Source organism: Reyranella soli (assembly GCF_007992495.1).
Lineage (GTDB): Bacteria > Pseudomonadota > Alphaproteobacteria > Reyranellales > Reyranellaceae > Reyranella > Reyranella soli.
Window position 1 is genome coordinate 1 of record NZ_BKAJ01000215.1, and the last position, 14,807, is coordinate 14,807.

General features: G+C 66.6%; 9 protein-coding genes and 1 pseudogene. 4 read left to right on the forward strand and 6 right to left on the reverse strand.

Annotated elements, in window-relative coordinates:
- Window positions 1–8: 8 nt before the first annotated feature.
- The 3 genes and pseudogenes from metH to RSO01_RS42300 all read right to left on the reverse strand — a co-directional run bounded on the left by metH (window position 9) and on the right by RSO01_RS42300 (window position 5,600).
- Window positions 9–3,706, reverse strand: a pseudogene (gene metH, locus RSO01_RS42285) (methionine synthase).
- Complete coding sequence (metF, locus tag RSO01_RS42295) at window positions 3,703–4,623, reverse strand: methylenetetrahydrofolate reductase [NAD(P)H] (protein WP_147156630.1); 921 nt, start codon at window positions 4,621–4,623, stop codon at window positions 3,703–3,705. Before metF ends, metH begins: the two are co-directional and overlap by 4 nt.
- Window positions 4,620–5,600 carry an ArsR/SmtB family transcription factor gene (locus RSO01_RS42300; protein WP_147156631.1) on the reverse strand — a complete coding sequence of 327 codons (981 nt, stop codon included), beginning with the start codon at window positions 5,598–5,600 and terminating at the stop codon, window positions 4,620–4,622. The genes metF and RSO01_RS42300 overlap by 4 nt, the downstream gene beginning before the upstream one ends.
- Before the next feature lie 221 nt (window positions 5,601–5,821).
- Here RSO01_RS42300 and RSO01_RS42305 point away from each other — a divergent pair, with 221 nt between their 5' ends.
- From RSO01_RS42305 to cysE, 3 genes are all read left to right on the forward strand, one after another.
- Window positions 5,822–6,610, forward strand: a complete 789-nt coding sequence (locus RSO01_RS42305) for an MlaA family lipoprotein (protein ID WP_246159190.1) — start codon at window positions 5,822–5,824, stop codon at window positions 6,608–6,610.
- A 59-nt stretch (window positions 6,611–6,669) separates the two neighbouring features.
- Window positions 6,670–7,272, forward strand: a complete 603-nt coding sequence (locus RSO01_RS42310; RefSeq protein ID WP_170303781.1) for an MlaC/ttg2D family ABC transporter substrate-binding protein — start codon at window positions 6,670–6,672, stop codon at window positions 7,270–7,272.
- A gap of 97 nt (window positions 7,273–7,369) precedes the next feature.
- The gene (gene cysE / locus RSO01_RS42315; RefSeq protein WP_147156634.1) at window positions 7,370–8,179 is read left to right on the forward strand and encodes a serine O-acetyltransferase; all 810 of its coding nucleotides are present in this window, start codon (window positions 7,370–7,372) and stop codon (window positions 8,177–8,179) included.
- Window positions 8,180–8,222: 43 nt separating this feature from the next.
- Here cysE and RSO01_RS42320 read toward each other — a convergent pair whose 3' ends face one another.
- The 3 genes from RSO01_RS42320 to ettA all read right to left on the reverse strand — a co-directional run bounded on the left by RSO01_RS42320 (window position 8,223) and on the right by ettA (window position 11,362).
- The gene (locus tag RSO01_RS42320; protein ID WP_147156635.1) at window positions 8,223–8,861 is read right to left on the reverse strand and encodes a hypothetical protein; all 639 of its coding nucleotides are present in this window, start codon (window positions 8,859–8,861) and stop codon (window positions 8,223–8,225) included.
- Window positions 8,862–8,952: 91 nt separating this feature from the next.
- Window positions 8,953–9,492 (reverse strand): FUSC family protein, encoded by a 540-nt coding sequence (locus tag RSO01_RS42325; RefSeq protein ID WP_170303782.1) that lies wholly within the window; start codon window positions 9,490–9,492, stop codon window positions 8,953–8,955.
- A 193-nt stretch (window positions 9,493–9,685) separates the two neighbouring features.
- The gene (gene ettA / locus RSO01_RS42330) at window positions 9,686–11,362 is read right to left on the reverse strand and encodes an energy-dependent translational throttle protein EttA (protein WP_147156637.1); all 1,677 of its coding nucleotides are present in this window, start codon (window positions 11,360–11,362) and stop codon (window positions 9,686–9,688) included.
- A gap of 95 nt (window positions 11,363–11,457) precedes the next feature.
- On the opposite strand from ettA, the gene RSO01_RS42335 reads away from it, so the two are divergent.
- Window positions 11,458–14,807 (forward strand): ATP-binding protein (locus tag RSO01_RS42335; protein WP_147156638.1); only part of this gene is annotated, 3,350 nt, incomplete at its 3' end.

Consider the following 14,807-nt stretch of genomic DNA (forward strand, 5'->3'; position numbering starts at 1 on the left):
GCGCTCCGCTAATACCCGATGTTCGGCCGCAGCCACTTCTCTGCCTGCTCGATCGTGCAGCCGCGCCGCTTGGCATAGTCCTCGACCTGGTCGTGGCCGATGCGGGCGACGCCGAAATACTGCGCATCGGGATGGGCGAAGTAGTAGCCCGACACCGCCGCCGTCGGCAGCATGGCGAAGCTCTCGGTCAGGCTGATGGCGGCGTTCTGGCCGGCATTGAGCAGCCGGAACAGCTCAGGCTTCTGGCTGTGGTCCGGGCAGGCGGGATAGCCTGGCGCCGGCCGGATGCCGCGATACTTCTCGCGCACCAGCTCGTCGTTGCTGAGCGCCTCGTCGGGCGCGTAGCCCCACAGGGTCTTGCGCACCCGCTCGTGCAGGCGCTCGGCGAAGGCCTCGGCCAGACGGTCGGCTAGCGCCTTCAGCAGGATGTCCGAGTAGTCGTCGTGGTCGGCCTTGAAGCGCGCCAGGTGCTCCTCGATGCCGTGGCCTGCCGTCACGGCGAAGCCGCCGATCCAGTCGGCCTTGGGCGAGATGAAGTCGGCCAGGCACATGTTGGCGCGCGGCGCGCGCTTCTCGATCTGCTGGCGCAGGAAGTAGAGCCGCGAGATCTCCTTGGTATGCGTGTCGTCCTCGAACAGCACGACGTCGTCGCCGTCGCGCCGGCACGGCCAGAAGCTGACCACGCCCTTGGCCGTCAGCCACTTCTCGCGCACGATATGGTCGAGCATCTTGCGCGCATCGGCGTAGAGCTTGCGCGCGCTTTCGCCCACGACCTTGTCCTCGAGGATGGCCGGATAGTTGCCGGCCAGCTCCCAGGCGCGGAAGAACGGCGTCCAGTCGATGCGCTCGACCAGCTCGTGCAGCGGATACTCGGCGAAGACCCGCGAGCCGGTCACTGCCGGCTTGGGCGGCGTGTAGGACGACCAGTCGATCTTGAAGGCGTTGGCGCGCGCAGCCTGCAGCGGGATGACCTTTTCCTTGGTGCCGCCGGCGCGTTCGACTCGGATCGCCTCGTATTCCGTCGCGACCTTGGCGGCGAAGTCGGCGGCCTGCGCGCCCGATTCCGAGACCAGCGCCGTGCACACGCCGACCGCGCGCGAGGCGTCGAGCACATGGACGGTCGTGCCGTTGTAGCGTGGCGCGATCCTGAGCGCGGTGTGCACCTTGGAGGTCGTGGCGCCGCCGATCAGCAGCGGCAGATGGAAGCCCTGGCGCGTCATCTCCTCGGCTACCGTCACCATCTCGTCGAGCGACGGCGTGATCAGCCCGCTGAGGCCGATGATGTCGGCCTTGTTGTCGTTGGCCGACTTCAGGATCTCCTGGAACGGCACCATGACGCCGAGATCGATGACCTCGAAGTTGTTGCACTGCAGGACCACGCCGACGATGTTCTTGCCGATGTCGTGGACGTCGCCCTTGACCGTCGCCATGACGATCTTGCCCTTGGGCCGCGACGTCGCGGTCTTCTCGGCCTCGATGTAGGGCAGCAGGTGCGCGACCGCCTTCTTCATGACGCGCGCGCTCTTGACCACCTGCGGCAGGAACATCTTGCCCGAGCCGAAGAGATCGCCGACCACGTTCATGCCGGCCATCAGCGGGCCCTCGATGACCTCGATCGGCCGCGCGATCTGCTGGCGCGCCTCCTCGGTGTCGGCGACGACGAACTGGTCCATGCCCTTGACCAGGGCGTGCTCCAGGCGCTTCTCGACCGGCCAGCTGCGCCATTCGGCGTCCTGGGTCTCGGCGACCTCGCCGGTGCCCTTGTACTTGGGCGCGAGTTCGAGCAGCCGTTCGGTGGAGTCGGGGTTGCGATTGAGGATCACGTCCTCGCAGGCGTCGCGCAGCTCCTGCGGGATCTGGTCGTAGACCTCGAGCTGGCCGGCATTGACGATGCCCATGTCCATGCCCGCCTGGATGGCGTGATACAGGAACACCGAATGCATGGCCTTGCGCACCGGCTCGTTGCCGCGGAAGGCGAAGGAGAGGTTCGACACGCCGCCCGAGATCTTGGCGTTGGGGCAGCGCTGCTTGATCTCGCGCGTCGCCTCGATGAAGTCGACGCCGTAGTTGTTGTGCTCCTCGATGCCGGTGGCGACGGCGAAGATGTTGGGATCGAAGATGATGTCCTCGGCCGGGAATCCGACTTGGTTGACCAGGATGTCGTAGGCCTTGGCGCAGATCTCGACCTTGCGCTCCTTGGTATCGGCTTGGCCCTTCTCGTCGAACGCCATGACCACGACCGCGGCACCGTAGCGGCGCACCTTGCGGGCATGCTCGATGAACGGCTCGATGCCCTCCTTCATGGAGATCGAGTTCACGATCGGCTTGCCGGCGACGCACTTCAGCCCGGCCTCGATCACGCTCCACTTGGAGCTGTCGATCATGATCGGCACGCGGGCGATGTCGGGCTCGGACGCGATCAGCTTCAGGAACGTGTCCATCGCCTTCTCGGCGTCCAGAAGGCCTTCGTCCATGTTGACGTCGATGATCTGGGCGCCGCTCTCGACCTGCTGGCGCGCGACCTCGATCGCAGCCGTGTAATCGCCTTCCAGGATCAGCTTCTTGAAGCGGGCCGATCCGGTGACGTTGGTGCGCTCACCGATATTGATGAAGGTGGCGCGCGGTACGCTGTTGTTGGACTCGTCAGACATCAGAAGAAACTCGCTGCCTCCATGCCGGAGAGACGAAGTGCCGGGGGCAGGGCATGCCACTGCCGCGGCTTCACGTCCTTGACCGCCTCGGCGATCGCCTTGATGTGCGCCGGCGTCGTGCCGCAACAGCCGCCGACCACGTTCAGCCAGCCGTTTTCGGCCCAGCCCTTGACCAGCTTGGCCGTCATCTCCGGCGGCTCGTCGTAGGCCCCGAGCTCGTTGGGCAGGCCGGCGTTGGGATAGACGCAGAGCATGCCCTCGACTTGCGGGTTGAGCGCGTTCACGTAGGGATGCAGCTCCGTCGCGCCGAAGCTGCAGTTCAGGCCCATGGTCAACGGCTTGGCGTGACGCACCGAATGCCAGAACGCCTCGACGGTCTGGCCCGACAGGTTGCGGCCGGCCAAGTCGGTCAAGGTCATCGACACCATGACCGGCAGTTCCTCGCCGCGCGCCTCGGCCGCCTCGTCCGCAGCGACCAGGGCAGCCTTGGCGTTCAGCGTGTCGAACACCGTCTCGATCAGGATGAAGTCGACGCCGCCGTCCAGGAGCCCGTCGATCTGCTCGCGGTAGATGCCCTTCACCTCGTCGAAGCTGACGGCGCGATAGCCCGGATCGTTGACGTTGGGCGACACCGACAGCGTCTTGTTGGTGGGGCCGAGCGCGCCGACGACGAAGCGCGGCTTGTCGGGGTTCTTCGCCGTCGCCTCGTCGGCGCATTTGCGGGTCAGCTTGGCGGCGGCGAGATTGACCTCGCGCGCCATGTCGGCGATGCCGTAGTCACTCAAGCTGATGGCATTGGCGTTGAAGGTGTTGGTCGCCAGGATGTCGGCGCCGGCGTCGATATAGGCGTTGCAGATCTCGCCCACGACGTCGGGACGCGTCAGGTTCAGCAGGTCGTTGTTGCCCTTCTGGTCGTGCGTGAACGACCGCCCGGCGCGGAAACCTTCCTCGTCGAGACGGTAGGTCTGGATCATCGAGCCATAGGGCCCGTCCTTGACCAGGATTCGTTCGCTGCCGATCTCGCGCAGCAGCTCGGCTTTTTCGGCGCGATTCATTGTGGACGTACTCCCAGCAAATGGCAGATCGCGAAGGTGAGGTCGGCGCGGTTCAGCGTGTAGAAATGGAACTGGTCCACGCCTTCATCGCGCAGGCGCCGGCAAAGATCGCCCGCTACGGTCGCGGCGATCATGCGGCGGGTTTCGACGTCTTCATCAAGACCCTCGAACAGTCCGGCAAACCAGGGTGGTACTTTGGAACCGCAGAGTCCGGCGATTCTCGCCACCGACTGGAAATTCGAGACCGGCATGATGCCGGGCACGATTGGCGCATTCACACCCATTGCCGCGGCGCGGTCGCGGAAGCGCAGGAAGTCATCAACCTCGAAGAAGAACTGCGTGATGCAGCGGTCGGCGCCGGCGTCGACCTTGCGCTTGAGATTCTCCAGGTCGGCCGTGTCGTCCGGCGAATCGGGGTGTTTCTCTGGGTAGGCCGCGACACTGATCTGGAACGGGCCGATCTTCTTCAGGCCGGCGATCAGCTCGGCAGCATTGGCATAGCCGCCGGGATGGGGGCTGTACTTGCCGCCCATGCCGGACGGCGGATCGCCGCGCAGCGCCACGATGTGGCGGATGCCGGCATCCCAATAGGCACGGGCGATGTCATCGATCTCGCCTTGCGTGGCGCCGACACAGGTGAGGTGAGCCGCGGCATCGACGCCGGTCTCCTTCTTCAGCCGCGCAACGGTCTCGTGGGTGCGCTGGCGCGTCGAGCCGCCGGCGCCGTACGTCACCGAGAAGAACGTCGGCTGGAGTGGAACCAGGCGCGTCACGGTCTCCCACAGGGTGCGCTCCGCCGCCTCGGTCTTGGGCGGGGAGAACTCGAACGAGACCTTCAGGCGTTGCGGCGCGCGCGCGGGAAACTCGGCCGTCGACACGCTGTAGGGGCCGCCAAGGGGACCAGTGTCGGGACTCATCGCGAAACTCCATGGGCGGGGTGGGTGACATGGCGCGTCGAGGTGCGTGTCGGCAGCTCGCGCTCGCCGCGCCAGATGCCGGTCATGATCCGGCGGCCGGGGAAATGGATGGGCTCGAGCGGGTTCAGCCCCGCACTCTTCAGCCAGCCCTGTACCTGGTTGTCGGCGAAGCCGAGATGGACGTGGGCGTGTTCGCGCTTGAGCTCGACCAGATCGTGCGGCGAGAAGTCGACCACCAGCACGACGCCACCCGGGCGCACGACGCGCGCCGCCTCGGCAAGGGCCGCCGCCGGGTCGTCGGCGTAGTGCAGCACGTGATGGATGGTGACCACGTCGAAGGCATCGGATTCGAAGGGCAGGGCATACATGTCGCCCTGGCGGATGTCGGCATTGTCGATGCCGGACTTGGCGAGGTTGGCGCGGGCCAGCGCCAGCATCTCGCGCGACTGGTCGACGCCGATCGCCTGCTCGACCTTGGGCGCCAGCACCTCGAGCAGCCGGCCTGTGCCGGTGCCGATATCCAGCAGCCGGCGCGCGCCGACCGGCAGGTGATGGGCAAGCGCGCGCTCGATCTCGCGGTCGGCCACATGCAAGGCACGCAGCTCGTCCCAGCGCTGGGCATTGTCGCGGAAGAAGCGCGCCGCGGCCGTCTGGCGCCGCTGCTGCAGGGCATCGAGCCGGGAGCGGTCGGCGGCGATGCGGGCATGCTTGGGATCGAGCCGGCGCACGAACTCACGCACCAGGGCGGCATCGTCGCCCGAGGTCACGAGGCGAAAGCGGGTGAACTGCGCTTCGCGGAAGCGCTCGAGCAGGCCCGCTTCGACCAGGAGCTTCAGATGGCGTGAAACCCGCGGCTGGCTCTGCCCCAGCACATGCACATAGTCGCTGACCGTCAGATCCTCGCGCGCCGCCAGCGCCAGGATGCGCAACCGCGTGTCTTCGGCCGCGGCCCGCAGGAGGGTGAGGAGGTGATCCATGAAGTGAAGAATATAAGCATATCTTTATGTATGCAAGAGAGGATTCGAGGGACGAAAATTGTTGCCACGAAGCAACGTGGCAAAGCTCTCTTGCCTATTCACTTCAAACCGCAGCATCCGTGTGCAACACTCATTTTCGAACTTCGTGTCTTTGGCCCGGCGTGCCGGTGCCTGCGGGGATGGACCCAGGGTTGGCGTTGATGATGGCAAGTGTGTTCAAGATGGCCGCCCGCGTCCGTACTTCGGTCGTCGCGGGGGCCGTTGCTGCAACCCTGCTGGGTGGCTGTGCGGTCAACGATACCGGCGCCTCCGAGGTATGGGACCCGATCGAGACGCCCAACCGCTTCATCTTCTCGATCAATCGCGCCGTCGACGTGATGGCGGTCCGGCCTGTCGCGGTGCTCTATCGTGACTGGGTGCCCGAGAAGGCCCAGAAAAGCGTACGCAATCTTTTGGACAATCTCGGTGAGCCGGTGACGGCGATAAACGAGGTCTTCCAGGGCGATCCCAGCCGCGCCGGCGTCACCATGGCGCGCTTCCTGGTGAACTCGACCTTGGGCTTGGCCGGCCTGTTCGACGTCGCCGCCATGATGGGCCTCGAGCGCACCAAGACCGATGCCGGCCAGACGATCGGCATCTGGGCGGGCAAGGGCGTCGAGCCGGAGAATGGCGGCTTCTACCTCGTGCTGCCGCTTGCCGGACCGTCCAATGCGCGCGATGCGACCGGCCTGATGATCGATTACGCGATCGATCCGTTCCAGATCCTTCCGATCGCCTTCAACTGGGACTGGTGGTACATCGGCCTCCCGCGCTACGGCCTGAATGTCATCGACTATCGCTCGCGCACCATGTTCGCGCTGGACGATATCGAGAAGAACAGCGTCGACTACTACGCAGCACTTCGCTCGGCCTACACCCAGAACCGTGCCGACCTTATTCGCGCGAAGCGTGACAAGACCGACACCAAGAGTGAACTGGAGCGTCGCGACAATCTCGCGCTGGTGCGGTAAGAAACCTGCGGTAACAATTCGCCAGGTTTATTGAACCAGATTCATTGAAGGAGCGACCATTGCCGCTGCTCGCTTGCCGTCGCCTCGCTTTTCGTCTCGCCGCTGGTGCCGCCGTTGCGCTCGTTGCGGTGCCCGCCCTCGCCGCCGAGCCGGCGGCCGATTTGGTCTCCGCCACCGCGGCCCAGGCCATCGACATCATCAAGACCACGACTGGCGCGCAGCGCCAGGCCGCGATCCAGCAGGTCCTGCAGACCCGGTTCGACCTGCCCTACATGGCGCAGACGGCGCTCGGAACCCATTGGGCCAAGGCCACGTCCGAGCAGCAGGCCCGCTTCGTGAAGGCGACCGAGACCGCCGAGGCCAAGGCCTATGCCGAGCGCTTCGGCCAGTACGGCGGCCAGACGCTCGCCATCGGCAAGACGACGTCCCGGCCCAACGGCGTGTGGGTCGTCGACAGCCGGCTGAACCAGACCAACGGCCAGCCCATCAAGCTCGAATGGGAGGTCCGCCAGCTGCCGGCCGGCCTGCGCATCACCGACGTCAAGATCGAGGGCGTCAGCATGGTCATGACTAGACGTTCGGATTTCAATTCCTACATCCAGCAGAACGGCGGCAAGGTGCAGCCATTGATCGACGAACTCGAATCCCGGGCGTCGCGGTGAATTGCACCCATAAGGCGCCCGACATAGACTAGCCGGTGGGAGGCGTATCGATCGGCCCGCCGTGACAGAGCAACGGCCGGCCCGAGGAGAACGCCATATGGATAGCGCCGTCGCAAAGAACGCAGCGGAACCCCGCTCGATAGACCCGGTTTGGACCAGGATCCGCGAGGCCGCGCAGACGGCTGCTGCGGCCGAACCGGTGCTGGCGGGCACCCTGCATGCCACCATACTCAGCCAGCCCAAGTTCGAAAATGCGCTGAGCTATCATCTGGCCCGGCTTGCCGGCACCACCGAAGTGCCCGCCGCGCTGATCCGCCAGATCTTCGATGAGGCGCTGACCGCCGATCCGGCCATCGGACTAGCGGCGCGTCTCGACATCGTGGCCGTCGCCGATCGCGATCCAGCCTGCACCTCGCATCTCGATCCGCTGCTCTGGTTCAAGGGCTATCACGCGCTGCAGACCTCGCGCGTCGCCCATTGGCTGTGGCTGCAAGGCCGCCAGACTCTCGCGCACTTCCTGCAGAGCCGCGCCAGCGCCTTGTTCGGGCTCGACATCCATCCCGGCGCGCGCATCGGCAAGGGCATCTTCATTGACCACGGCACCGGCGTGGTGATCGGCGAGACCGCGGTCGTCGAGGACGGCGTGTCGATGCTGCACGGCGTAACCTTGGGCGGTACCGGCAAGGAACGCGGCGACCGCCATCCCAAGGTGCGGCGCGGTGTGCTTCTGGGCGCCGGCGCCAAGGTGCTGGGCAATATCGAGATCGGCGCCTGCGCCAAGATCGCGGCCGGCAGCGTGGTGCTGGAGCCGGTGCCCGCCGGCTGCACCGCGGCCGGCGTGCCCGCGCGCATCATCGGCTGCGTCGACGTGCCGGAGCCCGCGTTGGAGATGGATCAGCGGATCTAGCGGCGATCTGGCCGATCACCTGGCGCCGATCGCTTGGCGCCAATCACTTGGCATTCGCATCGACGGAGTGATGCAGCGCCTTGATCGATTGGATCAGCTTGTGCATCCGCTCCTTCTGCTTGTCGTCGAGCTTGTCGTTATCGTCGGTCTCGGCCTGCAATGACAGTTCCGCTTCCTCGAGACGTCGGACGAACGTCATCGCCTGCTGCGACTTCTCCTGCTCGGTGCCAGACATAAGCTGGTACATGCTGAGATAGAGCGAGGCGAGGCTGCGATTCTGCAGCTCCGGGGTCAGCGGGTATTTGCTCTTGAACATGTTGTCCATGGCGGTCTTGGCGTCGCCCACCGTCTTGGCGCGGCGCAGGCCGTATTCCATCTGGTCGAGACGGTGCGTGATCTCGAAGCGGTGCGTGGAGAGCTGCTGGCGGTTCTGCTGCGCGATCTCGTGATTGTGCTGGATGTTCTGCAACAGCGCCGCGCCGCCGGTCAGGACGACCGACGACAACAGCCACATGCCGACCGAGCTGTTGAAGAAGTCGAATACCCTTTTACCGAAGCCGATCTTTGGCTCCGGGGCCGGCGGGGGAGGCGGCGGCGGATTTTCCGTGTCCAGCCGTCTCCTCACTTCGTGCCGTAGCTGCTCTTCGGCCTCGATGACCTGGCGTTGATCGTCAGTCAGCATGTCCGCTCCTTTCGGGCGGTCTTCTGCCACAAGCCAACGAAAACTGCATCAGCACTGTGATTATTGCATGAAATTGGGCTTTTGCTGCGGACTACGGGCCCTTGAGGTCGGCCGGGCGGTTGATCGGCCAAATCTTGGCCATTGCCCAGCTTACGAGCAGCCCGACAAGGCAGCCGAAGACGACTTCGGCGACCTTGTGCAGGCCGTGCTCAACGCCGCTCACCCTGGAATGGCTGGTGACGCCGCTGGCGATGACGATGGCCGCCGTGATCGGCGCCTGGCGCCACATCGTCTGGATATGGACGACGTACGACGACAGCAGGACGGTCACGGCGAGCGCGAAGGGCAGCATCCACTCGGCCGGGCCGCCGACAACGAGGAACAGCAGGCCGACCACGCCGCCCACCAGCACGTTGATGAGGCGGCTCCTGAACATGCGGGCCGCCTCGTTCACCTGTGGATCCGACGCCGCCACCATCGAGGCGATCGCCCAGATCGGATTGGTATCGACCATGTACTTCAGCGAGTACCAGACGATCACCGTGGCGATGGCGACGTTGAGCGCGAACCGGATGCCGAGGATGTCCTGCGGCATCGAGAAGGGCCATCGCCAACTCTGGTTGGTCTGCAATGTTGCCTCCCGTGTGTCTTGCCGGAGCGCGGACCTCCAGGTCCGCTCATGCTCTGTCGTCCTGAGCGAAGCGAAGGACCTCATCACCGCTTGCAAACGGCATGAGATCCTTCGCTTCGCTCAGGATGACTTGAGCGGACCTGGAGGTCCGCGCTCCGGCAAGAGTATGACTCACAAAAAGGCTGAGCTTGCGCTAGTTCCTCACCAGCGGCTTGTACTTGATGCGGTGCGGTTGGTCGGCGTCGGTGCCGAGCCGGCGATGGCGGTCGGCCTCGTAGTCCTGGTAGTTGCCCTCGAACCATTCGACGTGGCTGTCGCCCTCGAAGGCCAGCATGTGGGTGGCGATGCGGTCGAGGAACCAGCGATCGTGGCTGATGATGACGGCGCAACCGGCGAAGTCGACCAGCGCCTCTTCCAACGCGCGCAGCGTGTCGACGTCGAGGTCGTTGGTCGGCTCGTCGAGCAGCAGCACGTTGGCGCCGCTCTTCAGCATCTTGGCGAGATTGACGCGGTTGCGCTCGCCGCCCGAAAGCTGGCCGACCTTCTTCTGCTGGTCGGCGCCCTTGAAGTTGAACGAGCCGCAATAGGCCCGGCTGGAAATCTCGCGGTTGCCGAGCTTGATGATGTCGAGTCCGCCCGACAGCTCCTCCCACACCGTCTTGTTGGGATCGAGCGTCTCGCGGCTCTGGTCGACATAGCCCAGCTTGACCGTCGGGCCGACCGAGAAGGTGCCCGAATCCGGCTTGTCCTGGCCGGTGATCATCTTGAACAGCGTGGTCTTGCCGGCGCCGTTGGGGCCGATCACGCCGACGATGCCGCCCGGCGGCAGGTTGAAAGTGAGATCGTCGATCAGCAGCCGATCGCCGAAGCCCTTGGAGATCTTCTCGGCCCTGATGACGTGGTCACCGAGCCGCGGGCCGGCCGGGATGACGATCTGCGCCGTGTCGAGCGTGGCCTTCTGTTCCTCCTCGACCATCTGGTTGTAGGCCGCGATTCGCGCCTTGCTCTTGGTGCGCCGCGCCTGGGCGCTCTGGCCCATCCATTCCAGCTCTCGCTGCAGCGTGCGGCGGCGGGTGTCGGCGGCCTTCTCCTCCAGCGCCAGCCGCTGATCCTTCTGCTTCAGCCAGGAGGTGTAGTTGCCTTCCCACGGGATGCCGGCGCCGCGGTCGAGCTCGAGGATCCAGCCCGCGACATTGTCGAGGAAGTAGCGGTCGTGGGTGACGGCCACGACGGTGCCGGGGAACTCGGCGAGGTGCCGCTCCAGCCAGGCGACGGACTCGGCGTCGAGATGGTTGGTCGGCTCGTCGAGCAGCAGCAGGTCGGGCTTGCTGAGCAGCAGCCGGCAGAGCGCCACGCGGCGCCGTTCGCCGCCCGACAGTTTCTCGACGTCGGCGTCGCTGGGCGGGCAGCGCAGCGCGTCCATGGCGATCTCGACCGTGCGCTGCAGGTCCCAGCCGTTGCCGGCGTCGATCTTCTCCTGCAGCTCGGCCTGCTCGGCGATCAGCTTGTCCATGTCGGCGTCGGGATCGGAGAAGGCGTTCGATACCTCCTCGAAGCGGGCCAGCATGCGGGCCATCTCGCCGGCGCCGTCCATGACGTTGCCCAAAACGTCCTTCGCGGCGTCGAGCTTGGGTTCCTGCTCCAGCAGGCCAAGCTTGGCACCCTCGGCCGCCCAGGCCTCGCCGGTGAAGTTGTCGTCCTGGCCGGCCATGACCCGCAGCAGGGTCGACTTGCCCGAGCCGTTGAGGCCCAGCACGCCGATCTTGGCACCCGGGAAGAACGACAGCCAGATGTCCTTCAGGACCTGCTTGCCGCCCGGGTAGGTCTTGTTCAGGCCCTTCATGACATAGACGTATTGGTACGCGGCCATCGGCGGCTCCGGTCGGGTCAGTGTGAAACGGGGTTGGCGCGCTTGTAGCGGCCCCGCCGCTCGGGTTCAATGACGGTCGGGAGAAACGCTCAGGGATGATGACGGAACCAACCGTCCTGGCGCTGTCGCTGGCCTATGTCGGCCTGCTCTTCGCCATCGCCTATTTCGGCGACCGATATGCCCGCGATTGGTCGGCAAGCTCGGTCGCGCCGGCCGTCTATGGCCTGTCGCTGGCCATCTACTGCACGTCGTGGACGTTCTACGGCGCCGTCGGCCGTGCGGCGACCTCGGGCATCGACTTCATCCTGATCTATACCGGCCCGGCGCTGGTCGTGGTCGTGGGCTACCCGATGCTGCGCAAGATGGTGCGGCTGGCCAAGCAGCACAACGTCACCTCGATCGCGGACTTTCTCGCCTCGCGCTACGGCAAGAGCCGCGCCGTCGGCGTCACCGCCACCCTGTTCGCCACGGTCGGCGTGCTGCCCTACATCGCCCTGCAACTGCAGGCCGTATCCTCGACCTTCCGCTCGATCGCCGCCCCCACGCCGGTGGCGGGCAGCCTGCCGGGCGTGGTCCATACCGACACCTCGCTGATCGTCGCCGCCCTGATGGCGGTGTTCACCATCCTGTTCGGCGTGCGCAACGTGCAGGCCTCCGAGCAGCATCGCGGCATGATGCTGGCGATCGCCTTCGAATCGGTGGTGAAGCTGCTCGCGTTGCTCACCGTCGGACCGTTCGTGCTGTTCGTGCTGTTCAGCGGCCCGGCTGACCTGCTGGCGCAGGTCGAGAGCGTGCCGGCGGTTGCCGATCGTGTGTTTCGCGAGGGCTCGCCGCTTACCTGGGTGGTGACCACGCTCTTGTCAGGCATGGCCTTCCTCTGCCTGCCGCGCCAGTTCCATGTCGCGGTGGTCGAGCACGACCATCCGGCGAGTCTCAAGACGGCGCGCTGGCTGTTTCCGATCTACCTGGTGCTGATCAACCTGTTCGTCGTGCCGATCGCGGCGGGCGGCCTGCTGATGCTGGGCTCGCAGACCAGCCCCGACCTCTATGTCCTTCAGCTGCCGCTGACCAACGGCGAGAGCTGGCTGTCGGCCTTCGTCTTCATCGGCGGCCTGTCGGCCGCGACCTCGATGGTGATCGTGGCCTGCATGGCGTTGTCGGGCATGATCGGCAATGAACTCGTGATGCCCTATGTGCTGCGTCGCCAAGCCGGGGTGTCGCGGGACATGGGCCCGCTGGTGGTGTTCGTGCGCCGCGCCGCCGTCGTGCTGATCCTGATGGCGGGCTACTCTTACGAGCGCATCATCTCGGGCTATCTGCCGCTCGCCTCGATAGGCATGATCAGCTTCTGCGCCGTCGCCAACTTCGCGCCCGGTGTCGTGCTCGGCCTCTATTGGCGGCAGGCGCATCGCTACGGCGTGGTGGCAGGCCTAGTCGGCGGCTTCGTCGTCTGGCTCTACGCGTTGCTGCTGCCGACGCTGCAGCAGACCGCGGGCGGCGGCCACGTCGCGCCGCTGAACCCTTATCTGCCCGCGCCGTTCGCCGAGCTCGATCCGGTGGGGCAGGGCTTCGTCGTCGGCATCGTCGTCAATGCCCTGCTGCTGGTCGGCGTGTCGCTGTTGGTACGGGCGCGCGGCGCCGACGCGGAGCAGGCCGACGCCTTCGTGCTGGGCGCCGAACCTGAACAGCCGCAGCGCCAGGCGCCGGCCGATGCCGCGCGCATCAACGAGCTGCGCGAGCTATTGGCGCGCTTCGTCGGCTCGGAGCGCGCCATGCGCGCGCTGGCCGGCGAGCGGCTTTCCATCGAGGTGGCGCTGACGCGCGCCGAGCGCGTGCTGTCGGGCACGCTGGGCGCTGCCTCCGCCCGCATCATCGTCGCCGCCTTCGGCCGCCGCGGCCGGCTGCTGCCGCGCAGCGCGCGTGCCCTGATCGACGAGGCGTCGGAGGCGATCCGCTACAACTACGAGATCCTGCGCAATACGCTCGACCACGTCGGCATGGGCATCGCTGCCTTCGACCGCGACGGCCGGCTGGAAATCTTCAACGATCGCTTTACCGCGCTGCTGGCGCTCGACGACGCGTCGGTGGCGGTCGGCGCCACGCCGCGCGAGTTCGGCGCGGCGCCCGACGTCGACGCCTTGCTGCGTCGGCCCGAGGCGCCCCAGACCCACGAAATCACCACCCGCGAAGGTCGCGTCATCGAGCTACGGCTGGATCCGCTGCCCGGCGGTGGCTTCGTCGCCACCTGTAACGACGTAACGGCGCGCGTGCACACCGCCGAGGCGCTGCGCGAAAGCGATCGCCAGCTGCGCCAGTCGACCGAGACCTTGGAGCAGCGCGTGATCGAGCGCACCGCCGAGCTGGAGGCGAGCCGCGCCGAGGCCGAGGCCGCCAACCTCGGCAAGACGCGCTTCATCGCCGCGGCCAGCCACGACCTGCTGCAGCCGCTGCATGCCGCGCGCCTGTTCACCGCGGCGATGATCGACCGCGATCCCGGCAACGACCTCGGCGGCAAGATCGACGCCAGCCTAGGCGCGGTGGAATCGCTGCTCGATGCGCTGCTCGACATCTCTAAGCTCGACGCCGGCGCCTTCAAGCCGGAGAAGCGGCCGTTCGCCCTGCAGCCCTTGTTCGACTCGCTCGCCACCGCCTTTGCGCCGGTGGCAGCGCGCCGCGGCGTCGAGCTGGCGGTGGCGCCGACGCGCGCCTTCGTGTCGACCGACCCCGCCTTCCTGCGCCGCATCCTGCAGAACCTGCTGTCCAACGCCCTGCGCTACGGCAAGGCCGAGGGTCGGCCGGCGCGCGTGCTGCTGGGCTGCCGCCGCGTCGGCGAGGAGCTGCGCATCGAGGTCAAGGACAACGGCCCCGGCATCGCCGTCGACAAGCAGGCGGTGATCTTCGACGAGTTCGTGCGCCTGCAGGCTGAGGACGATGCGCCGCGCGAGGAGCGCGGGCTGGGCTTGGGCCTTGCCATCGTAGACCGCATCGCTCGCATGCTCGACCTCAGCGTCGAGCTCGCGTCGGCGCCGGGGCAGGGCTCGACGTTTTCGGTGACGGTGCCGCGCGTCGCGTCCGTCGTCGCCGCGCCGGTCGCGCCGCCCGCGCCGCAACCGACGCCGTCGGTCGAGGCCGAGAGCTTCGTGCTGTGCATCGACAACGAAGCGCAGGTCCGCGAGGCCATGGCGACATTGCTGTCGGGCTGGGGCTGTCGCGTCGCCGCGGTGGCATCGCAGGCCGAGGCGCTGGCCGCCGTCGAGCGTGCCGGCCGCCTGCCCGATCTGGTGCTGGCCGACCTGCATCTCGACAACGGGCCTGACGGGCTCGATGTCGTCGATGCTCTGCGCGAGGTCTGGGGCCGCTCCGTGCCGGCCGCGCTGGTCACGGCCGACCGCGATCCCACCCTGCGCCTGCGCGCCCGCTCACGTCGCGTCGAGCTGCTGCACAA

Bases quoted from the DNA above. Each gene is read 5' to 3' on its own strand.
- cysE (WP_147156634.1), top strand. From the start codon at position 7,370: ATGGATAGCGCCGTCGCAAAGAACGCAGCGGAACCCCGCTCGATAGAC.
- RSO01_RS42320 (WP_147156635.1), bottom strand. From the start codon at position 8,861: ATGCTGACTGACGATCAACGCCAGGTCATCGAGGCCGAAGAGCAGCTA.
- metF (WP_147156630.1), bottom strand. From the start codon at position 4,623: ATGAGTCCCGACACTGGTCCCCTTGGCGGCCCCTACAGCGTGTCGACG.
- RSO01_RS42300 (WP_147156631.1), bottom strand. From the start codon at position 5,600: ATGGATCACCTCCTCACCCTCCTGCGGGCCGCGGCCGAAGACACGCGG.
- RSO01_RS42305 (WP_246159190.1), top strand. From the start codon at position 5,822: ATGGCCGCCCGCGTCCGTACTTCGGTCGTCGCGGGGGCCGTTGCTGCA.
- ettA (WP_147156637.1), bottom strand. From the start codon at position 11,362: ATGGCCGCGTACCAATACGTCTATGTCATGAAGGGCCTGAACAAGACC.